The organism is uncultured Clostridium sp. (assembly GCF_937920395.1).
Classification (GTDB): domain Bacteria; phylum Bacillota; class Clostridia; order Clostridiales; family Clostridiaceae; genus Clostridium_AD.
In genome coordinates this window covers 16,866-41,272 of the sequence record NZ_CALEVF010000224.1, presented here as the reverse complement: position 1 = coordinate 41,272, position 24,407 = coordinate 16,866, and the positions used below count along the sequence as shown (strand labels likewise).

The following is a 24,407-nucleotide window of genomic DNA, read 5'->3' as shown; positions in this document are numbered from 1 at the left end:
TTCAACGATTTAAGTATAAATACAAATTGGTTCAACTTGTTATTGCAATTGGTCAAAATAAATTATTTTCTATGTAACACTAGTATTAAATGACAAATAAAATTTTATTTTCCCAAATTAATGTTTTCTTTTATAATTTTTGCTGGATTTCCCCCAATAATGCAATTATCTTTTCCGTATTTCCCTAATACTGTGCTATTGGCAGCTATAATGGAAACGTTACCTTTTTCAGAACCTTTAAAAACAGAAACACCTAAACAAATCCATATGTGATTACTTATATATACTTCTTTGCTTTTGTTAGTAATTTCTCCTCTGTCATTAAGAATATTATGACCATCTGAATCCATAAAAAAACAACTCCAGCCAATTAACACATTATTACCAAAATGCATTTTTAAATCACAATGTATTGTAATATTTATTCCACTTGCTGAAAAATTAGCACCTACGTATAATTCTCCACCAATTAATAGGTTTATACCATTCGAGAATGAGGCCCTATTCGAATTTGAGCGAACTTTAATGGACTTTTTATTGTGATCTTACTGCTAAATGTTATTGCCTAGTTTTATCACCCAATAATTACATCATCTTTTACTTTCCTCCCGTCTAAAATCTTAAATTACCAATATTTAAAGTTAAAGATATTATTATAATAATAAATAAAAATCTGTAAATTTATTAAATATCATTTTCACCTCATTCCTTATATCATTATAATTATTAAATAATATTTGTTGCTTTTTTGATTTTTCTAAAAGTCTTATTTCAAATACAACTAGTTTGAATTTTTTTCTTGCCAAAAATTCCAAATTAGTCTAATATAATATTGTTATTATATCAGACTAACTTAAAGTCTAAGATAGGAGCATGATTATATATGAAAATTTTCTTAATAAAAAAACCTTTTAACTTTATCATATTTATTTCAATAATTCTACTAATATGTCCTTTAATCTTTATAACTTACAAATCTAATTATGATATCAAATTTTATATATCAACTTATGGTAATGATGATAGTAAAGGTAACAAAACTCATCCTTTTAGGACTTTAGAAGGTGCAAGAAACACTATTAGAAAAATTAATAAAAATAAAAAATATCATAAAAATATAATTGTTTTCCTGCGTGGTGGTAACTATTTTATAAATAAAAGTTTTACTCTAGAAAAAAGTGATACTGCAAATAATTCATTATCCATAACATACAAATCTTACAAAGCAGAAAAAGTATATTTTATTGGAGGATACAATCTACCAAGTACTAGTTTTAAACCAGTTTATGACATGAATGTACTTAATGAATTTGTAAATAAGGTATCATCAAAAAATATTTTAGTAGCCGATTTATCGAAATATCCTATGAATTTTAATAGTACTACTCAAAATATCAGTAAAGCACCGGAGCTATTTTATAATAATAATCCAATGACCTTAGCTCAATTCCCAAATAACTCATACCTCACCATAGGTCAAGTTCTGAATAACAACAATGCTGGGTTATATTCACTTAAATATAATGGCTCACAACCTTCCTTATGGCATAAAAATCAGAACATATGGATGAGTGGCTATTGGTACTATAATTGGAATTATTCTACAGTTAAAGCATCTAACATTGATATTATTAGTCACCTTATTTACTTTACCGATAAAGTACCTTTTGGAATAAAGAAAGGCCAGCGTTTTTATTTGTATAATATATTAGAAGAACTTGATAATCCTCGAGAGTATTATATAGATTATGACAAGAAACTCCTATACTTTCTTCCTAATACCTCTATAAATAATTCAAAAATACAATTATCTCAACTTACTGAGCCTTTTATAAAAATTAAAGATACATCTAATGTATCTATTGAAGGTATTACTTTTGAGAATAGCAGAGCTAATTCTATTGTAATAGAAAATGGAACTAACGATAAAATTAAAAATTGTATAATAAGAAATACTTCACAAAATGGTATTTCTATATATGGTGGAATAAATAATGGAATAGAAAACTGTAAAATCTATAACACTGGGACAGGTGCTTTACTAATTAGCGGTGGAAATAGAAATACTCTTACACATTGCAATAACTATACCACAAACAATGAGATATATAATTATTCAAGAATAAAAAAGACATATAGTGCAGCCATCAATATTTCTGGAGTTGGTATAAGTGTTTCTCACAACAGTATTCACGATGCCTCTCATACTGCAATTTTATTTTCCGGAAATGATCATTTACTGGAATATAATGAAATATATAATGTAGCAACAGAAACAAGCGATGTTGGAGCTATCTATACTGGGAGAGATTGGACCTATAGGGGAAATATAATTAGATATAATTATTTACATAATATTGATAATAATATTGATAATTCTAATGTATCTGGAGTTTACTTAGATGATTGCATGAGTAGTGCAGAAATTTATGGAAATATTTTTTATAAAGTTAAAAATCCAATTTTCATTGGCGGAGGAAGAGATAATATTATTGAAAATAATATTATTGTTAATTGCAAGAATTCCATAAACTTTGATGCTAGAGGATTGATTTGGTCCAACTTAGGACCATTGTACACAAATCTAAAAAAAGTTCCTTATGAAAATATAATTTGGTCTAATAAATATCCTGAACTTAAAAACATATTAAAAAATGGCACTCCAGGTACTCCCAACAATAATGTTATTAAAAATAATGTACTTTATCAAACTAAAACCACATCAATTAACGAATATGTTGTTAAATATGGAACTGTTAAATCTAATATTAGTTTCAAAGTAAATCCTGGATTTATAAATTTGGGCAAAACTAACTTTGGGTTAAACAAAAGCTCTATCATATTCAAACAACTAAAAGGCTTCAAAAATATTGATTTTAATAATATTGGAAGAAAAACTATAGTCTACCCATATTAACTCATGAACAAACAGATTAGGAATTATAATGTTATATGATTAAACAAGAAAAACAATTAACTAATTTTGATTTATTAATCATCTATTAATTGTATTGTGGAACATTTAATAGACGTTAGTGAGAAATATTATTCAAAATCATTTCTGATAGAGCTGAAAATAAGTCATACTAATACTTCTCACAGTTGATAACCATGTATGAAAATGTCATAATAGTATTCATTCGGATATATATACTGACAATTAAATCACTCGTTAAATATGAATTGTAAATCTTATATTTAAAAATGTTTTTATAAGTGCAATTAAACTTTAGTTACTATGAAAATCATTCACGCTTAATATAACAAGCATGAAATATTCACCTACAGACTTGCCCAGATAACTATATTCTTTTTCTGTCCCAATTAATATTCTCTTTAACAATTTTGCCAGGGTTGCCTGCAATAATTACTCCCCTATTTTTAAATGATTTAGTTATTATGGAACCAGTCGCAATTACACAATTATCTGGTACTATATTTCCTTTTAAAATAATGCAGTGAGATGCAACCCATACATGATTACCAATTACAACATTCTTTGCACCATTAATACGTATATTGGTATCTGTGTCAATAATTGAATGAGAATCTCCAGTTCTAACATCAATATCTTGTGCAAACATACAATCATTTCCTATTGTTACACTTGAATTATTTTCTGTTACTGCGATATGAACTCCTTGAAATGTTGAATCATTTCCAATTGTTAACGTTCCATTTTTGTCTTCAAACCACAAACAGCTCTCCCCATTAAATCGTATTCTGTTTCCGATCTTTACAACATGGTTGTCCCCATTTATATTGAACTTAACGTTTTTCAAATAACATTTAGCTCCTATTATAATTGTGTTGTTATTACCATTCGTTTTAAATTCAACATTTGATAGAATAGAAGTCCTATCATATGTAATTTTATTGCCTTTACCATTATTCCGTTTTTTTATATTATTAAGGAGATTTTTTTTATAAATTCGTATTACTAAATTCTCTAAAAAGGGATTTTTTTTAATTTTAGATTTAAAATAGGATTTATTAATTGATATCATATGTAACCCCCAACATTAATAGATAAATAATAAAACTAATTTATCTTAATATATTTATTTGTGTAGGTTTTATATTTAAATTCGATTTTGAACTAAAAAATATTCTTTTCATGATATTATTACTATTAGACTTTTTAGTTGCACTTATACTCCTAAACTGTAGACTATAGGTTGATATTCTACAAATTGTAAATAATTTCCCCAAGTTCTACATAATCCAGTCTCCCAAACAAAACACATTTCTCATTTTTCTGTTCAAAATGAACATTTATATCTGACATTATAATCCTTTTATCAAGTGCTTTTGCATCTTCAACAACTGTTCCCCAACCCTCAAACAATGATGGCTGTATAACAACATTTGATGCTTTCATCAAAGCTAATTGCTCTTTTCTTGATATAAACCCTAATATTTTTATATTATTTTCTATTTTATTAACTTTTATATAATTTAACAAACTGTTAAAATAGTCTTTATTCCTATTGTCCTGTGTATTACCAGTGCATACCAAACAAATGTCTTTTCCTTTTTTATTCACTACGTAATTAATCGCTTTAAATGCTGTTATATGGTTTTTATGTTTCCAAAATTGATTTGGTAGAAATATAAATTCATTAGATAATTCATACTTTTTAATAGTATCTTTTATAAACTTACTATTAATCTTTTTTATATCGTCTTCAATACATGACTTAAATCTTATAATATTAACATTTTCAATATGATTTGGGTATAAAGATTTATAATCATTAAAAGCATCTTCACTACTCACTATAAGATTCTTATGATTTTCTGCTATATATTTAAAATTCTTATTTCTCGAATCAATTTCATTCTTAGAAAACATTTGTGGCAAATGGTTATGTTGAAAATCTGGTATCCAATACACACATTTATTTTCTAAAAATAAATATGGATAGGAAGTTACTGGATAAATAAAATCAATATAATATTTCTGAGTTTTAACACATATTTCTAGATCCAATGATTTATTCAATACATTAGTTGTTAGTTTTTTTAAAACTTTATTGAATTTATTGTCCTTGTAAACTATAATTCTAACACTTTCATATTCTAGAAACAAATTAAACATGTCCATATTTTCAGCTTTAGCCATTATGTAAATTTTTGTTGATTTACCCACTTTGTTATCTTTAAATAATGTATATATTATATTTTTAATATAATATAATCCGCCAATCCATTCTTTACCACCATTTGCTACAAATAATATATTTTTATTTTCTATCAAGTTGTTTCACCCACTCAATATAATTTTTTAACCCTTCATATAAATCTATAGACTGTTTGTATCCTATTTTTTGTAGCTTTGTAATATCAGCTCTCCAATTTAATGGGTCCCCTTTTTTAACTTCACCATTAAATGTTATTTTATTAGAATCTATATTGAGTATTTTTGCATATTGTAATGCTAAAGTTTTAATAGATGTTTCTTCACCATTTGCTATATTATAAATAAAATTAGATTTATTATCTTTAACTATTATATCTATTGCTTGTACTAAATCCTTGATATATATAAAATCTCTTGTCTCATTTCCTGTCCCAAAAAGCTCTATATATCCATTTTCTTTGTATTTACTATACATATCCCATAAAATTTGTTTTTTTAATCCTTCACCATAGGCAGAGAAAATCCTAACTACTGATACATCTTGACCTTTAACAACTCTATAATATTGACATAAATCTTCACACATCTTTTTATGCAGTCCATATGGTGAAATAGGAGCTGTAACAGTTTTCTCACTTATAGGTAGCTCTTTTGGATTTCCATATACTGCTGCGGTAGATAAAAATATAAATCTTGGATTTATATTTGCTCTAACTAATGAAGATAGAGTTTTATATAAAACTCCAACATTACTTTCAAAATCCATTTCTGGATATTCAACAGACATTCCTACACTTGCATTGCCTGCACAATGTATAAAAACATCTGGAGATATTTCCTTATAAATTTTGCTAATATCATCATTTTGTAAATTACACTTTACAAATTTACAGTTAGGTATATTTACATTATTCATATTTCTATCTATTCCATAAACCTCATACCCCTTAGAACTATAGAATTTGACTAGATGACTTCCTATAAATCCATTACATCCAGTAATTAAAACTTTTCTATTCATACTTTTATCTCCCCTCATCAAAAGTTTTCACAACTTGCGCTGGATTCCCAGCAACCACAGTATATGGCAGCACATCCTTGGTAACAACACTTCTAGCACCAATTACAGCGCCCTCACCTATAGTTACACCCTTTAATATAACACAATCAAATCCAATCCATGCTTTATCACATATTTTAATAGGTGCAGATTTCACATTGTCCCAATCTTTATTTTTAATAAAGTTTCCCGTTCGTTTATAATCTTCTAGGCTCTGTAATGTATCATTGCTTCTTTCGCTCCAATAAATAGAGTGAGAATTATGATCATATATAGTGCACCCCCACGCAATTGTTACATCATTACCTATATAAACATTATTTATTGAAATTATTATAGTCCCACCCCCTATATAAGTTCTATCTCCAATTGATATATTTCCTGTTTCTTTTTCAAAGATTAAGTTACAATCCAACAATGAATTAATTCCTACTTGTACACATTTATCGCTATGTCCTTCTGGATTTCTTATATCTATATTAAATGAATTCAATAGAATAGTAGACCTATCCAAAACAATAAACTTATCATATTTTTTTAAAATAGAATTAATCTTTTTTCTCTTATATAAATATTTAAACTTAGAAACCATCTTTATTATTCTCCAGTCTATATTAAATTTAATTATACTATTACTCTTTTACACCTTTTATTATTTCATATAAATCTTTTGTACCAATACTTTCAGAAGTTATTGATTTCATATTAATTATAACTAAAATAATTAATAAAATACTTTCTATAAATTGCATTTAAAAATTAAATTACACACGACTTGTTGTCTTTTCCAAAGTTTTTACAACTCTTGCTGGATTACCCGCAACCACCGTATATGGTGGAACATTCTTTGTCACAACACTACCAGCTGCCACTATTGAACATTTACCAATATTTACTCCCTTTAAAATAATACTGTTTAATCCTATCCAAACCCCATCACCAATTACTATTGGGCATGTCTTTCTTTGGAATATGTTATCCTTAGGCTCACCATGTTCTATCGTATATTGTAGTTCCTGTTTTCTAAATTTATATTCTACTGAATGACTGTTTGTATCTAATATATTAACATTATGAGCTATTAAAACATCATTTCCTATTGTTATACGTTCCATTGAGAATATTCTTGTATGATCTCCTATGTAACAGTTATCTCCAATAGTTATATTTCCTCCAATAGGATAAGCTAACAATGTACCTACAACATAGCACTTAAACCCTATATTAATACTTTTTTTACAATTAGTCATATTACTAATCTGAGTATCTTCAGAAATTATTAAATCATCTTTTATGTAACACTTAGATTTGATCAATTTTAATTTTAATTTTAGTTTACTTTTTAATATTAACAAGTATAGTTTTCTAAAACATTTATAAATTATAATAATAATCACATCCCTAGTTCTTGCTCTTTTTTATTTAGTACTGAATAAGTTTTCAAAGTCATAATTATACTAAATGGAACCATAGTACATATTTGTCCTATCATAACACCTGCAGATCCCATATTCAGATTCTTTGAAAAATAAATACATAAAGGTATATTAATAACAGCAATAACTAAAGAATTATACATTTGTAAATTCACTTCATTAATACCATTTAGTAAATAAACAAACACATTACTCCACACTGTTATAAATGTACTTATTGCCATTGTGATAACTAACAAATTACCAATTTTAACATTACTACTCCCCAACCATATTTTAAATATATTGTTAGAGAATATCGTCATAAAGACAAGCATTAAAGCAATCGGGATCAGTAATATAATCATTTTATTTAATGTACTTCTTATCCACTTTATATCACCTTTTGAATAAGCTTCAGTATATGCTGACCACAATGGCGTAACCAATAATGTAAATCCTATAGTAACTATGCTAAAAAGTTTGAATACAACATTATAACTTGTAACTTCACTAGGTCCACTTACTTGAGCTATAATTACATTATTAGTACTAAAATATATAACGTATGCAATTTGTATTATAAAAAATTTAACTCCTAAACCAATTATATCTTTAAACTTATTTAGCTTTACATATTTAAATGCTGGCTTTAGTTCATTATTAGTCTTAAAGAACAAATAAGTAAGGAAAATACTTGGTATTATCATAGATATTCCATAACTAAACCCTAAATAAATTATGTTTCCATTAGATATTTTTTTTAAAATCAAAACATTTACTATTGATATTATATTTATAACTAACTGCCCAATTCCTGTCATAGATGCTTGCTGTTTTGCATAATAAAGTTGATTGTATAAAGACAAAATAAAATTACCAAGAAAAAACACAAGTATAACAATTACTAAATTAATCAATCTACCATTAGAAATAGACCTTGTATTAAAAATATTTTGCCAATTAAGAAATGGAACTATACCTACTAACACTACTAGTAAAACAAAAACAATAATACTCATTGCAAAGTACGCTGTTGATATATATTCACGCGAATTTTCCAATTCATTTTTTGCTAAAGATTCTGTTAGTTTATTTCTCAATCCATTTCCTAATCCAATATCACTAAATGACACCCATGAAATAATTGAAAGTAACGTCATCCATATACCATATTGTTCATTATTTAAATATCCGATTGTAAGTGGTACAAGAAAAAAGCTTAATCCCAACCCTAAAAATTTAAAAATGAAGCTTATTATTATATTAGACTTAATATTACTATCTCTATTTTTTTTAAACCTGCTTATTTTTTGCATTGAAATCGCTCCTATTTAATTATAATTCTGAATATACCACTTTAAATCTGTTCTACTCTTTTGCTAATCAACCACCTAGCTTTCACTTAAAACACTTAATCAACTTAAATATTTTTAAATATAAAAGTTATGTTAGTTATTTAACTGTACAGAAAACTTTAGCTAATGATTCATTATTCATTTTAACATTATTTAGTATTTTAATAAGTTTATATATTATTATCTCAATATTGATTTTTATTGTACTATAATTCTTCCTAATTTCTGTTTAAACTCGTTATCCAATTGCTCTAACTTAGGAATGCTTTCATACACATCTGTTAGGTCAATACTCATAATGGCTTTCGCTACACTCTCCGGATTATATCCTTCAGCAAATCTAATAAGCTCACTTACTTGAGACTTAACTATACTGATTCCCTTAGTACTTACAACACGTAGATTATGGGATAAATAAGTTATAATCTTTGATGGGAATATATAACTACCATAATCACCATCCTTTTGAGTATTTAGTCCAATATCTGAATTCAAAAGTAATTCTTCATACTTATCATCTGCTAAGCATCCAACATACTTACAAGCTGTTCTCCCCAAAATATCATTTATTACTCTTATAGCAGCAATAATATCCTCTTTATCCTCGACTCCACTTGGTCCAGATATAATCAATGAATAATTATAAGGGAGATACTTCATAGTTTCTACCGCTAAATAGGCACCACCACGAATTTTTTCTATGCCCCCAGTAAACACAAGTTTAATATTACGACGATCAATATTTTTTTTATAATTAGTGCATATAGTATAGCTCCCATATGATACTATACCCTCTGGTTTATTTAACTGTTCTTTTAAAACTTCAGAAACCAACAAGCATTCATCACACTTACTAAAAATTATTTTTTCTGCCTTTCTAAAAATGAAATTGGTCTTCCAAACTTCTTGATAATAATCTTCTATTTCAAGAATTAGGTTATATTTTTTGAATAATCTAGACACCAATATAGGAATTGCTAACCAAGGTTCATGATAAACAATAATATTTTCGTTTTCCCTAACATTAATTAACAACCATTTAGTAAGCCATATTAAACTATAAATAATTCTTAAAAATCTGGTAATTTTGTTTTTTGATCCCCAAGTAGGACATAAAATCAACTCTTTATCTTGAGTAACTTCTACCTTTCTCGTTTTAACATATTTCAACTTGCTAGATTTGGACCAAGCCGGAGATATTATTCGAACTGATAGTCCTAATTCATTTATAGCATCACATACATAATCCATTTTTTTTGTAGCTGCCAAAGAATATTTTCTTTCCTCAGTATTATTTATTAATTGATCATAAAATCCAATATAAGTGATATGTTGCTTCATGATAATTTCACTTTTCCTTTCATTAGTTCTACATTTCAATGTTACAATTGGAATCAGGCCATTTATATAAAAATATACCAAATGCAGGCAACCAATAAAGACCTTCTGACAAAAAAACCACGATAAAAATAGTGTATAAACATAAGCGTTTTATTTTATTATCAAAAGGGAACATGCTATCAAGTCCCTGCTTATATCTATAAATATATACAATAGCAAAGATAATCCCATATGTATACATCATAGATAATAATCCAGCTGAATTATTTAAAATACCAAGATAATTTTCTCTCTCTAGTTTAGCCGTTCCATAACCATAACCCAATATAGGTTTTTCGAAAAGAATCTTCAAACTAGAAGTTACATCATTATTTCTTGTAACCATAGAAACATTATCACTCATAAATTTATTTTTAATTACACCTGAACTCATAATTAAATAAATGCAAAGAATACCACCTATCATAACAATTGGCCACAACACTTTAGGTGCTGATGGTATATCTCCCTTGTCCTTGCCTGATAAAAGCTTTAATACATCACTCCCAAAACCCAAACACATAATTCCTAAAATCATATAGCCAGTAGTAGATTGTGTTGTAAGAAAGGTCACAACTAATATTAAGAATTTTATTTTATACATTTTTATCGTATTCTTGTAAAACAACAACATAAGTAATGCAATAAAAATGAAGCCTTGAAATGCACCAGGTTCCCAAAATGGGCCTGAATTTCTCAGAAAAACAGTAGAATTCCACCCCCATGTATAATAAGGTGAAATTATAAAAATATTTTTGCCAGATAGGACTGTATCAGCGATGCGATAAACAATCTGCGTATAATTAACTGCGATCAATAAGCATACTATACTTATTATTGAAATTACAACCATAATGTTAATATAGTATTTAATATATACCTTTCTATCAATACAAGTAACAACTATAGCCATTTCAAAAAATAATAAACCCAAACCAAATACTTGCTTAATGTAATCTGTATTTATATCAGAAAAGTGTAATGCTGTTACAATCATTAAAACGTAAAATAGGGAAACAAATGAAATCCATGTGTTTCGTTCAATTTTTCTGCCACTCGAAAAAATGAGAATTATACAAAGAATTATTAATGCATATTCTGTACTATTTCTATTTATAACTCCAAAATAAACTGTTTTAGATCCAAGAATCATAAATAGAACTACTAGAAATTCTATAATTTTAGTTATTTTTTTACTCACAATATATCTCCTCATTAATCCATTTAATCCTTACATCAGTAAAGATTTATACAATTGTATGTATTTTTCTGAATTTACCTCTTTTGAAAAATGTATTTTTGCATAGCTTAAACATGAATCAGCATAATTCGCTTTTGATTTATTTTTAATAATATTCACAGCATGAATAATTCCATCAATTCCTAGATGTTCTTCAACCACACAACCACAATTCTCTCCAACCAACTCTGGTGAAGCTGTGTTATTATAAACAATAACTGGTGTTCCGCAACTTAATGCTTCCGCCGTAGTCATACCAAAAGTTTCATATTGGGAAGGATTAATAAACACATCCGCCATTGAATAATAGTTTGCCAATTCCTTAATATCATTTGTATGTTCTATATGTATAATATTTTTAGGTAATTCCATACTTGAAATGAATTTACCCACCAATATAATGGAGTAATTCTCATCTAACATAGCTGCTAAATGTAAAAAATCATTAAGTCCTTTATGTTTACTCCATGAAACACTAACTCCTAAAATAATAAACTTGTTCTCGATTCCTAAATCATACCGTAATTTATCAGTATTACTAGGTTTAAAGTTATTCATATCAATCCAATTATAAATTGGTACTATGTTTTTAGTAGATAAAAAAGATTTTTTAGCTTCATTAGATACCCATTTTGAAACACCAACAACCGTAAGTTTTTTTAAATCATATACCAACTTCTTTTTATCATTAAACATTTTTCTTGTTCTATCAAAAAGGTATGTTTTATTAATATTATCTATATATAGCAATGGGCAAGACCCACATTCCTGCTGCCATTTTTTACAGTTAGCAGGTACATAATAAGTGCATTTTCCAGTAAACATCCAGCAATCATGAAGAGTAATCACTGTCGCTATATCATTCTTCCCTAGATATGTAAACAATATCTTAAGATTAATATAATTTGAATGTAAATTGTGAATATGAACAATATCAGGTTTCACTTCTTTTAAATATGATATAAATTTTTTAGTCGAATGTTTTGAATAGTATCCTTGTTTACCTGTAATCCTAGATAGTAGAGAGTGTACTTTTTTACCAATTGTTCCACCAATCTTATAAGTTTTATTAAAACCTATACTTAAAGTTGAATATGCTATAATTGAATCATAACCTCGTTTAACAAGTTCTTGTGATAATTCTTTTGCTAATCTTCCTATACTACCCGTTCCACAAGTTTCATTAATATGTACAACCCTCATAGATTACCATCCTTCTATTTCTAAATTTATATATAATAACTAATAAATGAAAGTACAATTCAATTCATATATTATTTCTTTCGTAAAATTTCTTCAAAATCGCATTTAATTCTATTCTGGATTTCTTTAATTTGATGATTTTTCTTACCACATTTCCAAGCTTTAATCGCATATTCTTCTAAAATATCCTTAGATGATACTATCTTTTCAAGTTGGCTATAAATTTCTTCTTGATTTGTAGAAACAATTGCCGCATCATTTTTAATAAAATAATCCATAGATGCTACATCTTTAGGTCCTACTGCAAATATGCACCTTGCACTTGCCAAGTAATCAACTATTTTTGTAGAAAAAGAAAGACGCCAATACAATTTATCTTTTAAATTAAATGAATCAACGTGAACTAAAATATCCGCATTTTTTAAAGCTTCCTTTATTTCTTGATTTGATGCAGGGGGAATCAACTTAATAGCATTTTCTATATTTAAAGCTTTTAACATTTTTTTTGTTTTAGGTGTTAATGTATATAAATCTAACACCATTTTTGTTTCTTTTCCATTAATTTGACTAATCGCTTGCCCTATATTCGCTAAGGTTTTCCATCGACCCGAGCTAATATTCCCTGCATAAACTAATTTAAGTGGAATATTATATTCTTTTTTTACATCTATATTTCCTTCAAATTTTCCACCTTTAAAGAGCAATTTGCACTCACGTTTAAATATTTTCTCATATTCTTTTTTTTGAGGATTCGAAATAACATAAAACAAATCTGTTATTTTCATTATTTTCCTCACAGAACTCCTGTAAATAAAGCGATTAATCCAATAGAATGGTGACAAAGAAAATTGCTTCAGAGTATAAGTATCATCACCTGTAAATAACACAACTTTAGCATTTGTTTTACTGTGTATCCATCTAAAAATATCATGCATATAAATACAATCATATAAAGGCATATATATAATATCAGGGTTAAATTCTAATATAAATTTTTCTAACTCTTTTGTTTTCCATCCACCAAGTTTCCATAGGATTTCTCTTGCCCACAAGAATATTATCCATCTATTTTTAACGAAAAAATTATATATTTTCTTCTGACTTATAATATCCTGTGTTTCATTTTTAGAAGAATTCATCTCCTCAAAATCATCAAAAATAATTTTTTTCCCTACTGGTACTTTTTTCAATATTTTTTTCACTAAATCATTCTCTGTAATTCGAAAATATTTTTTGCAAACAGTATTCTCAATCTTTTCCAATCTGCAATACACATTTGCAACGTCATCCTTATTCCAAAAATTAAAAAAATTAGATGTCGTGTTACCAGTGTTACTACTTTCATTCCAAGCATTCCGTGTTACGACTAGCAGTTTCTCATTATGCATAGATATCCTCTCTTCCTAATTTTATATGTACCTGAATAAAAATTATTTAGTACATTCCTGAATTTTTCTAATAAGAGAATCCCTTTCTTTCAAAGCGGCCTTATTATAATCAACTATTTTTATTATGATTTCTTCTTCATTATCTAAAATATATTCAAACTTTTCTTTCAAAATATTACATTTAACATTTTCAATAGATATTGATAGATTATCAAGACCTATATCATGCATAATTCCCTGTCCCTTATTTCCTGCGTAAGTAATAGCTATGCCAGGAACACAATTCGCTAACGAAAAAATAACAGAGTGGAATCTAGTTCCAATAATATAGTTGCAGTAACCATATATGCTTTTAAGTTGATAGCAATTATAATTTTTGTTAGAAATCAATCTATACTCATTTTCATTCAACATTGAAATAACATCCTTAATACATGCTCCATCATTTTCATGGCTATTAACCGCTAAAGTATGTTCAATAACAACCGGCATAAACCCACTATTATAAAGCCATCTCATAAATAGGGCCATCTCCTCTTTAAATACCATATAATCTTCTTTAGGAGTCTTAGATTTTGGAAATCTATGAGGTCTCATTGTTATTGCAACCAATTTTTTATCGAATGGCAAGTTATATTCTTCAAATACTTCTTTTTTATTTAGAACTGCATTTTCTAAGTAAAATGCAAGATCAGGATAATTATCAATCTTTAACCCAAGTTTATTTTCTACCATCATTTGCGAATATGTTTCCCTTGATGAAACAAACGTGCATTTCTTCAAAACTAACCTAACTAAAGACTTAACAAAAGGTCCTTCAAATGGTCCAAATGAATTTGGCATAATGTAAACAGATTTTTTCAAAGAACAAGCCAACATGATATGGTATAATGAAAAATATATAGAGTACGTTGCAGTAAGCCCACCATATGAATGAATCAGACCACCACCCTTAACAAAGAAAGCTTCAGATTCTTCCATTATCTTCAATGCTTTTTTCTTTTCAGCATCACAAAATATTGATGCAATTTTTCTAGTAAATGAATTCAAATAAAAAAAACTACTAATCAGGTCAAAAAAAGCTACTATACCCCATCTAATTTTTAAGCTCATATTATAATTGATATTATTTTTCTTATTATGTGATATTCTAGATGGATGTTCTAAAATAAGTGAAATAATGTTTATCCCATGCTCTTTACTCTGATTAACTGGCTCATTTCTTTCAGTTGTTAGAAAATAATCGCCAATAAACCCACAATCTTCACCAATTCTTTTTGTTTCCCAAACTAAAGCTTGATCACCTCTGTTCAAATCTGAACACGAAGGTATAATTATGTATTTTTTCATAGCTCACCTCTACATTATAATTTTAGTTTTATAAACTTGTTCATATCTCTTTGCCATATTAGACATATTATATTCATTTAGCACATCTTCAAAGCAATTCTTTTGTATTCTATCAATATCATACTTTTCTTGCTGTAGTTTATTTATAATTTCCACATACTCATTTAATTTATTTGCCACAAATCCATTTTCACCATGTCTTATAACATCTTTATTTCCAATCACATTGCTTACAATACAAATTTTCTTTAGATACATTGCCTCTAGCAATGATATTGGAAGTCCCTCCCACAATGATGGGAGCAAAAATATATTGGACCGACTCATAATTTCTAATGCTGTCTTCTTATCTACCCAACCTGTTATCTCAATATTAGAATTTGTGAGTTTATCTTTCATTTCACCACCACCTATCCAGGTAAAAGAGATATTGGGAAAAGCCTCTGCAATTTTATTAAAAAGTTCTGGATTCTTCTGAAAACATATACGGCCAACGGTACAGATTTTCAAGCCTTCATTTTGAGAACTACCATATCTCTTTACTCCATCAAACTCATTAATATTAATACCGTTATTAATATAAGTAGCATTTTTAGTCAATCTAAGTGTAGGCTCATATTCGCCCTTACTGCAGGCAATTGTGGTACACATTCTTTTTGCAGCTGTCCATTCAAAAAACTTATAAACATTCCTTTTTAAGACTGAATCATCTTCTTTTAAAAAAGCATAACCATGAGGTGTATAAAACATTTTTACTTTTTTACCATTTATTGCAAATCTTCCCAAAATACCCGCCTTAGAGGAATGAAGATGAACTACATCTGGCTGAATTTCTTTATAAATTTTTTTAATTTCAAAAAATGCCTTTGCATCGTTCTTTAATGAAATATTCCGGGTGAAATTCTTAACTTTAATTAACTTTATTCTTTTATCAAAATATGTATCAAAATCTTTTGGGGTTTGTGATCTTAATGCATAAGCAATTGTTACTTCAAATTCATCACACATATTGTTTGTTAAACCAACAATATAACTAAACACACCTCCACCCATTGCTTCTACAATGTGAAGGACTTTGAGCTTCTTTTTAGTACTCAATACTAACACTTCCATATACACTTACCACCTTATCCAACTCATGCTAATTCAAACTAACTTATCTCAAAATCAAATTACTTATACAATATACTTTGCAAAAAAATTTACAGTACTATTAAAAATCCTAATAAAGTATACCTGGACTATCCTTATTTACACTTATTTTCAAACCACTCATATTCCATTTTAACACCATCTTCAAGTTTAACCTTATACTTCCATCCTGTCTTTTCAAGCTTGCTTACATCTAGTAGTTTTCTCATAGTTCCATCAGGTTTTTCTGTATTAAACTTTAACTCACCATTGAATCCAACTACTTTTTTGACCATCTCTGCTAGTTCTCTTATAGTAAGTTCTTTGCCAGTACCAACATTTACATGCTCTTCACCATCATAATTCTCCATTAAATAAACACAAGCATCTGCCATATCATCTACATACAAAAATTCTCTAAGTGGTTTTCCACTTCCCCATATCTCTACAAAAGGACTATTGGTAACTTTAGCTTCATGAAACTTTCTAATGAGTGCTGGCATAACATGTGAGTTATTCAAGTCAAAATTATCGTTAGGTCCATAAAGATTAGTTGGCATACAACTTATAAAATTATCACCATACTCCCTTTTAAAAAACTGGCACATTTTAAGTCCTGCAATTTTAGCTATTGCATAACCTTCATTTGTTGGTTCAAGATATCCTGATAGTAAATATTCCTCTTTAATTGGCTGAGGACAATTTTTAGGATATATACAAGAACTTCCTAGAAATAAAAGTTTTTTTACTTTGAAATCATGTGCTGCCTTTATAATATTATTTTGCATTTCCATATTTTCATATATAAAATCAGCTGGATACGAACTATTAGCTCCAATTCCGCCAACTTTTGCTGCAGCTTGAAAAACGTATTCTGGTTTTTCTGTTTCAAAGAAACTTCTAACATCCTTCTGACTCATTAAATCTAATTCATTATGTGTTTTTCCTATTATATTTGTATATCCTTTTTCTTTTAAGTTTCGAACTATAGCTGAACCTACAAGACCTCTATGTCCAGCTACATAAATTCTACTATTTTTATTCATAATAACACTTCCTCACTTAATTGTAGTCATTTCCGTTATTTTGTTATAGCTGCTTCTGCCTTAGCAATGAATTCGTCTGAACTTATTCCAGCTATTTCTCTCATATCACCATCTACCATCATTTTAACTAATTGTTTAAAACTAACTTTTCTTTCCCATTTAAGTTCTGTTTCAGCCTTTGTAGAATCTCCCCAAAGTAACTCAACTTCTGCTGGTCTAAAATATATTGGATTTATATCAACTAACAATTTCTTAGTTGCTTTATTGTATCCTTTTTCATCTGATCCTGTACCTTTCCACTCTATATCTATACCAATTTCTTTAAATGATAATTCTACAAACTCCCTAACAGTATGAGTCTCATTTGTGGCAATGACATAGTCTTGTGGTTTATCTTGTTGCAGCAATAACCACATAGCTTCTACATAATCTCCTGCAAAACCCCAATCTCTTTTTGCATCCATGTTACCGAGGGACAATTTCTCTTGTTTTCCTGCCATAATACTAGCAACTGCTCTTGTTATTTTTCTAGTAACAAAAGTCTCCCCACGCCTTGGAGATTCATGATTAAATAATATCCCGTTACATGCAAACAAATCATATGATTCTCTGTAGTTCACAGTTATCCAATAAGAGTATAATTTTGCTACTCCATAAGGGCTCTTTGGATAAAAAGGTGTTTTTTCACTTTGTGGTGCAGTACCCGGTAATCCTCCAAAAAGTTCTGAAGTCGATGCTTGATAAAATTTACATTTTAATCCACTTTCTTTTATAGCATCTAGTATTCTAAGGGTTCCCATACCATCTGTATCCGCAGTATATTCAGGCACCTCAAAAGAAACTTGAACATGACTTTGAGCACCTAGATTGTATATTTCATCTGGTCTAACTTTTTCTATTATTCTATTTAAATTACTTGAATCCGTTAAATCTCCATAATGAAGAAATAGTGTTTTATTCCCTATTTCTGGATCTTCAAATAAATAATCTATTCTCTTTGTATTAAAAGAACTTGCTCTTCTTTTTATTCCATGTACTTCATAACCCTTTGCCAATAAAAATTCTGTTAAGTAAGATCCATCTTGTCCAGTTATTCCTGTTATTAATGCCTTTTTCATATGTATACTCCCCTTTATATTAACTAATTTGATTTTTAAGTTCTCTTATATTTTCTATACCATCTTTTTTACCAACAAATATCATGTCATCCGACTCAACAACAAATATATCTTGAAGTCCTGATATTACTATAGGTTTACCGTTACTAATAATTATATTATTGCTACCATCAAAGTTTTTCACATTACCCATAGAAACATTGTTAAAGCTATCTTTTTCTCTATATCTTCCAACAGCTGCCCAGCTTCCAACATCATCCCATCCAAAATCCCCCGGAATAACATATATATCTTTTGCTTTCTCCATAATCCCAAAATCTACAGATATGCTATCCACATTATTATATTTTTCTATTAATACTTTATTATAATCTTCATCACTTGTTGCTGCTATTTCACTTAACACTTGAAATGTATTTGTAAGGTACTGTTCTGTAAGTCTTAAAATATTGGCAGCCTTCCAAATAAACATACCACCATTCCAAAGATAGTTTCCATTTTCCAGATACTCCTTAGCCTTATGTAAATCAGGTTTTTCTACAAACCCTTTAACCTCTCGCACCTCGCATCCATTTATATCGCAATTCATATCGCCATAATTTATATACCCATAACCCGTTTCAGGTCTATCTGGTTTCATACCTATTGTTACTATTGCCTCGTTATTTTTCTCAATAAATTCATTTGCAGAATCTAACACTTCCAAAAAGTTATCTTCATCTTTTATAAGATGATCTGATGGTAATACTGCTATTGTAGCATCTTCATATATTTTATTAATATGAAATGCAGACAGAGCAATGCATGGTGCTGTATTTTTTCCTACAGGCTCTACAATAATATTTTTAAAAGGTAAATTCGGTAACTGTTCCTTAATTAAACCCATATATCGCATACCTGTGACTATAAATATTCTTTCTATAGGAATAAGTTTTTCTAATCTTTTTACACTCATTTGAATCATTGTATCGTCGCCTACAAGCTTCAAAAATTGTTTTGGTTTTTCTTCTGTAGACAAAGGCCAAAATCTAGTTCCTTTACCACCTGCCATTATTAATGCACATAACATTATGTATCCCCCCAACGATTTGTAAATACTCGAATCTTACCTAGCACCTTCATCCCCAAATAGTACTCCAATAGTCTTAAGTATAAGTCCCAAATCAACCAAAGTGCTTCTATCCCCTAAGTACTCAACATCCATTTTCATCCACTCCTCAAACCCAATATTGCTTCTTCCTCTTACTTGCCAATAACAAGTTAAACCAGGCTTTGCAATTAACCTTCTTTTTTGAAATGGTGTAAACTGATCTACTTCTTTAGGAAGACTTGGTCTTGGACCTACAATCGCCATTTCACCCTTTAATATATTAAATAATTGCGGTAATTCATCTATGCTTGTTTTCCTTATAAATCTGCCAATATTAGTTATCCTTGGGTCTTCTTTTATTTTAAACATAGGTCCTGACATTTCATTTTCACACCTAAGTTTGTCCAAAAGACATTCTGCATCCATACACATGGATCTAAATTTATACATTTTAAATGATAGACCATCTTTTCCAATTCTATTTTGAGCAAAAAAAACTGGCCCCTTAGAGTCTAATTTAATCCAAATGCTAACAATTATCATCACTGGACTCAATACTAGAATTCCACATAAAGAACCTATAATATCAATTATTCTTTTTATAATAAAATATCCTATGTTTTTATCATATTCACAAGCAATATCCACTTGTGTTAATCCAGAATTTTGTTCCAACTGTTGCATTTATGTACCCCCCTTTATTCTTCAAATCCTTCCTCAATTTTACATTGTTTTGTTATTTTTACACAATTACAAAGTTTTATTAAATTTATGTACATACTATTAACCTAGTATATAACTTAGTATATAACTTAGTAATTTTTATTGCAAATGCTTAATCTTGTAATATAATTGTATATATACTTATATATACAAAAATTTTCCAATGTATTGATTGTTATACAAAATTAAAATTATTCATAATATGTCTATTGGTTTTGAATTATTATATATGCCCTTTATGATTAGACATATATCGACATAATATGTTTCCATACAATTCATTTTTATAATTTATATGGAAAAGTTTAATTATTTTTTACTAATTAATTTTATATCATTTAACACTGTGAATTTTTGTATTTTCCTCGGTTTTTATCGAAAAATAGGGGAAAATAAAAAAATAAAATTTGCTAATTCAAATAATGAATAAACAAATTTTATCTTTTTAATATAATATACATATAATTCATTGATTACAAATCATACATTTTTTCTAATTACCATAACCACAGTTCTATTACCCTTTAAAGAAATTGAATATGTTTTTCTTTTTTGCTATTTTCTGATTTTCTATTTCTACATCTTCATTTTTTAATAACAGTTCTAAATTATGAGATACCCTTCTTTCAAATCCTTTATCTAATGTTTTAGCTACATGCACTCCTTCTAGTAGTCCTGGACATCTTTTATTTAATGTATGTGCATCTGACGCTATGAAATTTGCTAGTCTCTCTTCCACTAGCATCTTGGCACAGCTTTGAACTTTTTTCCCAAATAAACCTTCCAAACTCCCAGTATTAATTTGGAAAAGACAACCCTCTTCGATGAAGTCATTTATAACTGTTGGTGTTTTATTTATATAGTCATATCTTTCTGGATGTGCAACTATAGGTTTAATACCAGCAACCCTAAGTTCATAAATTAAATCTATAGCATCCTTTGGCAATTTCTCCATAGGAAATTCAATAAGCAGATAGTTTGTCCCATTTATCCCTCTTAGCTTTTTCTCCTTGCACAACTTTAGTGAATATTTGTCTAGCATTATTTCTTGTCCTAAAAGTATTTCTATATTTACTCCCGCAGAAGCTGCTGCAAGCTTTAACTGCTGATGCACTAAAGAGACATCATCATAATAATTTTCATATACACTTTTCATGTAATGTGGAGTTGCTACTATTGTTTTAGTTCCTTTTGCCTCTGCCATCTTTAACATCTGAATGCTCATTTCCATACTTTTTGAACCATCATCTATCCCCGGCAGTATATGACTATGAATATCTATATTTATCATTCTAGCACCCCCTAATTAATTTGTTCTAAATTATTTTAAATATTCGTAAATTGCTTCTTGCCAAGTTCTAGTTATATCCCCTGTTGTAAGTTCTAACATATAATTTCTAAGCACTGAGTATTGTGGCCTTTTTGCTGGTCTTTTAAATTCCTCTGAAGTACAAGGTAAAACCTTTGTTTTTATACCTTTAATTCTAAATATTTCTTTAGTGAAATCATACCACGTACATTCACCTTTGCAAGTACAATGAAAAATTCCATAGTTTTTATCCTCTACAAGTTTTATTATAACTCTAGCTAAATCGATAGTACTTGTAGGTGTCCCCTTTTGATCATTAACTACTTTTAATGTATTATTAGTTTCACTTAATTTTATCATAGTATTTACAAAATTAGTTCCATCTCCATAAAGCCATGCAGTTCTAACTATGTAATGTTTAGGATTGAGGCTTCTAACTAACCTCTCTCCTTCAAGCTTTGTTTTTCCATAAATAGTTTGAGGATCTATTTTATCAAATTCCGTAAGTGACTTATCTATATTACCACTAAACACATAATCTGTTGAAACTTGTACGATTTCTGCGCCAATTTCATTTGCTGCTATCGCTAAGTTTTTAGGTCCTATTGCATTTATCTTATAAGCAGTGTCTATTTCACTCTCACACTTATCTACAGCTGTAAGTGCAGCGCAATTTATAATTACATCTGGTTTATTTTCATTTACAAATTTATATACTGCATTAATATCCGATATATCTAGATTTGAACTTTTTGTAAGTATTAGCTCGACACTTTTTTTATCTTTGTATTGTTTAGCTAATTCTCTACCAAGTTGACCATTAGACCCTGTGATTAATATCTTCATATTTATTTCTCCCTTTAAAGCTTATTTCTATATAAATTATACCTTACTTTAATAATTAATTAAGGAAATTCTAAAGAATAAAAGATTATTTACGATAAGTTAATATATTATATTTATAAACTTTTATAGTAAATAGCAAACTTGCTGAAAAGTAAGGACGCAAAGCCATAGGGCCTTACGAAAGTATGGTAGCCTAGCCACCAAAATAAGAGGAGTGATTTATTATCTTTAAGAACAATGTAAATAAAACTATTACAATATTAATCGTGTTAATTACCTTATCAACTGTTAATCCAATTCTAAATACTAGGTCTGCTTCAGCTCTTACGCCAACCACTAGTACATCTAAAACAAGTAGTACTACTACAATATCTGCTAAGACTTATAATCTGAATATAGCAGGAAAATCAGATACATCCCTACAGTTTCAAAAAATGATAAGTCTTTATCCAAATGGCTCTACACTAAAATTACCAAAAGGTATATATAAGTTTTCAAATTCCGTTAAATTAAAAGATGGTATGAAATTAATAGCATCCAGCGACGTTACAATTATTGGTACCGGAAATAACACTTTATTTTCCACTGGTAATTCTAATAGTTTTCAAGGCATAAATTTTCAAAATTGTGCTACAGCTATAAATGTTTTTCTAAAAAAAGGACTAAGTGTAACAAACTGCAAATTTACAAACAACATAAGTTATGCTGCAATTAACTTTTATGGAAGTACTTCTAGCTCTGTTACTACTTCATACTTCAATGATATTCGTAAATATGGGATTTTAATAGATGATAATAGTTCAAATATTAAAATAGATAAAAATAATTTTACTAATAATAAAGTTTATGGTGGTTATAAATACGAGCAAATAGGCGGTCATATTTATTGTTTAAGTGGAACTAAAATAACAGTAACCAACAATATTTTGAGAAACAGTGGTGGTCAAGGTTTAATATTTGCTTACAATTCCTCAACTGGAAAAGGTGTAACTGCTTCTACAGCAACCAATAATCAATCTATAGGCAATGGTCAGGAAGGCATAACTGTCTATGGTGGCAGTAAGAAAGTCACTAGTGGAAATTCCGTCATAGGCAATACCTGTAAAAATAATAGATTTAATCAAATAGAAATATGGCAATCCAATAATAACATTGTTAGAAATAACACTGTTGAAGAATCAGTGGCCGGTACTGGGAATTTAGGAGCAATCTGCCTTTTTGCCACAAACAATTCAAGTGTTACTGGTAACAAGGTATTATCCTCTCAAAGTAATGGTATAGCAATACTTGCAGGAACTTCAAGATGCAACGTATCAGTTAACACTATAACTAATACAAATAGAAAAAATAATGTTAAAACACCTGAAAAAGGCAATGGTATATTACTTGATTGGAATGGAGTAGCTGATCCTCAATATATAACAATGGTCAATAATAAAATCACATCAAGTAAAGGGACTATAGCTAAAAGTGCACTCTACTCAACTTCTAATAAAAATCATCATAATATAATCAGAGGCACAGTAACCAAAGGTTACAAATATGGAGTCCACTGGTATTCTCTAGCAACTTGTCAAAAATAATAATATTAATAATATTTAAACCAA

21 protein-coding genes and 1 riboswitch are annotated in these 24,407 nt (G+C 28.4%); of the genes, 2 read left to right on the top strand and 19 right to left on the bottom strand.

Annotated features, from left to right (window positions below):
• Positions 1-104: 104 nt before the first annotated feature.
• A complete protein-coding gene (locus tag Q0649_RS14460) occupies positions 105-350 on the bottom strand; it encodes a hypothetical protein (RefSeq protein ID WP_298843474.1) in 246 nt (81 codons plus the stop codon).
• A 533-nt stretch (positions 351-883) separates the two neighbouring features.
• Here Q0649_RS14460 and Q0649_RS14455 point away from each other — a divergent pair.
• Complete coding sequence (locus tag Q0649_RS14455) at positions 884-2,917, top strand: right-handed parallel beta-helix repeat-containing protein (RefSeq protein WP_298843472.1); 2,034 nt, start codon at positions 884-886, stop codon at positions 2,915-2,917.
• Positions 2,918-3,302: 385 nt separating this feature from the next.
• Here the strand turns inward: Q0649_RS14455 and Q0649_RS14450 are convergent, their stop codons facing one another.
• The 18 genes from Q0649_RS14450 to rfbD form a co-directional block, all read right to left on the bottom strand.
• On the bottom strand, positions 3,303-4,007 hold the full coding sequence (locus tag Q0649_RS14450; protein WP_298843469.1) for a hypothetical protein: 705 nt from the start codon (positions 4,005-4,007) through the stop codon (positions 3,303-3,305).
• A gap of 179 nt (positions 4,008-4,186) precedes the next feature.
• Positions 4,187-5,260: a glycosyltransferase gene (locus Q0649_RS14445; RefSeq protein ID WP_298843464.1), complete on the bottom strand. Its 1,074-nt coding sequence runs from the start codon at positions 5,258-5,260 to the stop codon at positions 4,187-4,189.
• Entirely contained in the window at positions 5,247-6,164 is a 918-nt protein-coding gene (locus Q0649_RS14440) for an NAD(P)-dependent oxidoreductase (RefSeq protein ID WP_298843461.1), read from the bottom strand. The genes Q0649_RS14445 and Q0649_RS14440 overlap by 14 nt, the downstream gene beginning before the upstream one ends.
• A 4-nt stretch (positions 6,165-6,168) precedes the next feature.
• On the bottom strand, positions 6,169-6,795 hold the full coding sequence (locus tag Q0649_RS14435) for a DapH/DapD/GlmU-related protein (RefSeq protein WP_298843458.1): 627 nt from the start codon (positions 6,793-6,795) through the stop codon (positions 6,169-6,171).
• A 172-nt stretch (positions 6,796-6,967) separates the two neighbouring features.
• Positions 6,968-7,453 (bottom strand): DapH/DapD/GlmU-related protein, encoded by a 486-nt coding sequence (locus Q0649_RS14430; protein ID WP_298843456.1) that lies wholly within the window; start codon positions 7,451-7,453, stop codon positions 6,968-6,970.
• Positions 7,454-7,596: 143 nt separating this feature from the next.
• On the bottom strand, positions 7,597-8,937 hold the full coding sequence (locus tag Q0649_RS14425; RefSeq protein ID WP_298843454.1) for an oligosaccharide flippase family protein: 1,341 nt from the start codon (positions 8,935-8,937) through the stop codon (positions 7,597-7,599).
• Between the two features lie 237 nt (positions 8,938-9,174).
• Positions 9,175-10,356: a hypothetical protein gene (locus tag Q0649_RS14420; protein ID WP_298843452.1), complete on the bottom strand. Its 1,182-nt coding sequence runs from the start codon at positions 10,354-10,356 to the stop codon at positions 9,175-9,177.
• Positions 10,346-11,557: a hypothetical protein gene (locus Q0649_RS14415; protein WP_298843450.1), complete on the bottom strand. Its 1,212-nt coding sequence runs from the start codon at positions 11,555-11,557 to the stop codon at positions 10,346-10,348. The genes Q0649_RS14420 and Q0649_RS14415 overlap by 11 nt, the downstream gene beginning before the upstream one ends.
• Positions 11,558-11,587: 30 nt before the next feature.
• On the bottom strand, positions 11,588-12,799 hold the full coding sequence (locus tag Q0649_RS14410; protein ID WP_298843448.1) for a glycosyltransferase: 1,212 nt from the start codon (positions 12,797-12,799) through the stop codon (positions 11,588-11,590).
• Positions 12,800-12,870: 71 nt separating this feature from the next.
• Positions 12,871-14,187 (bottom strand): hypothetical protein, encoded by a 1,317-nt coding sequence (locus Q0649_RS14405; RefSeq protein WP_298843445.1) that lies wholly within the window; start codon positions 14,185-14,187, stop codon positions 12,871-12,873.
• A gap of 42 nt (positions 14,188-14,229) precedes the next feature.
• The gene (locus Q0649_RS14400; RefSeq protein ID WP_298843442.1) at positions 14,230-15,537 is read right to left on the bottom strand and encodes a polysaccharide pyruvyl transferase family protein; all 1,308 of its coding nucleotides are present in this window, start codon (positions 15,535-15,537) and stop codon (positions 14,230-14,232) included.
• 9 nt (positions 15,538-15,546) lie between these two features.
• Positions 15,547-16,650 carry a glycosyltransferase gene (locus tag Q0649_RS14395; RefSeq protein WP_298843438.1) on the bottom strand — a complete coding sequence of 368 codons (1,104 nt, stop codon included), beginning with the start codon at positions 16,648-16,650 and terminating at the stop codon, positions 15,547-15,549.
• Positions 16,651-16,784: 134 nt separating this feature from the next.
• The gene (locus tag Q0649_RS14390; RefSeq protein ID WP_298843434.1) at positions 16,785-17,714 is read right to left on the bottom strand and encodes a GDP-L-fucose synthase; all 930 of its coding nucleotides are present in this window, start codon (positions 17,712-17,714) and stop codon (positions 16,785-16,787) included.
• A 35-nt stretch (positions 17,715-17,749) separates the two neighbouring features.
• A complete protein-coding gene (gmd, locus tag Q0649_RS14385) occupies positions 17,750-18,832 on the bottom strand; it encodes a GDP-mannose 4,6-dehydratase (protein ID WP_298843432.1) in 1,083 nt (360 codons plus the stop codon).
• 19 nt (positions 18,833-18,851) lie between these two features.
• The gene (locus Q0649_RS14380; RefSeq protein ID WP_298843429.1) at positions 18,852-19,901 is read right to left on the bottom strand and encodes a mannose-1-phosphate guanylyltransferase; all 1,050 of its coding nucleotides are present in this window, start codon (positions 19,899-19,901) and stop codon (positions 18,852-18,854) included.
• Between the two features lie 36 nt (positions 19,902-19,937).
• On the bottom strand, positions 19,938-20,606 hold the full coding sequence (locus tag Q0649_RS14375) for a sugar transferase (protein ID WP_298843426.1): 669 nt from the start codon (positions 20,604-20,606) through the stop codon (positions 19,938-19,940).
• Positions 20,607-21,162: 556 nt separating this feature from the next.
• Positions 21,163-21,936 (bottom strand): tyrosine-protein phosphatase, encoded by a 774-nt coding sequence (locus Q0649_RS14370; protein ID WP_298843424.1) that lies wholly within the window; start codon positions 21,934-21,936, stop codon positions 21,163-21,165.
• Positions 21,937-21,966: 30 nt separating this feature from the next.
• Positions 21,967-22,800 (bottom strand): dTDP-4-dehydrorhamnose reductase, encoded by an 834-nt coding sequence (rfbD, locus tag Q0649_RS14365; protein ID WP_298843421.1) that lies wholly within the window; start codon positions 22,798-22,800, stop codon positions 21,967-21,969.
• 124 nt (positions 22,801-22,924) lie between these two features.
• Positions 22,925-23,005, top strand: a riboswitch (cyclic di-GMP riboswitch).
• Positions 23,006-23,066: 61 nt separating this feature from the next.
• Here rfbD and Q0649_RS14360 point away from each other — a divergent pair.
• The gene (locus Q0649_RS14360) at positions 23,067-24,383 is read left to right on the top strand and encodes a right-handed parallel beta-helix repeat-containing protein (RefSeq protein ID WP_298843418.1); all 1,317 of its coding nucleotides are present in this window, start codon (positions 23,067-23,069) and stop codon (positions 24,381-24,383) included.
• Positions 24,384-24,407: the final 24 nt, after the last annotated feature.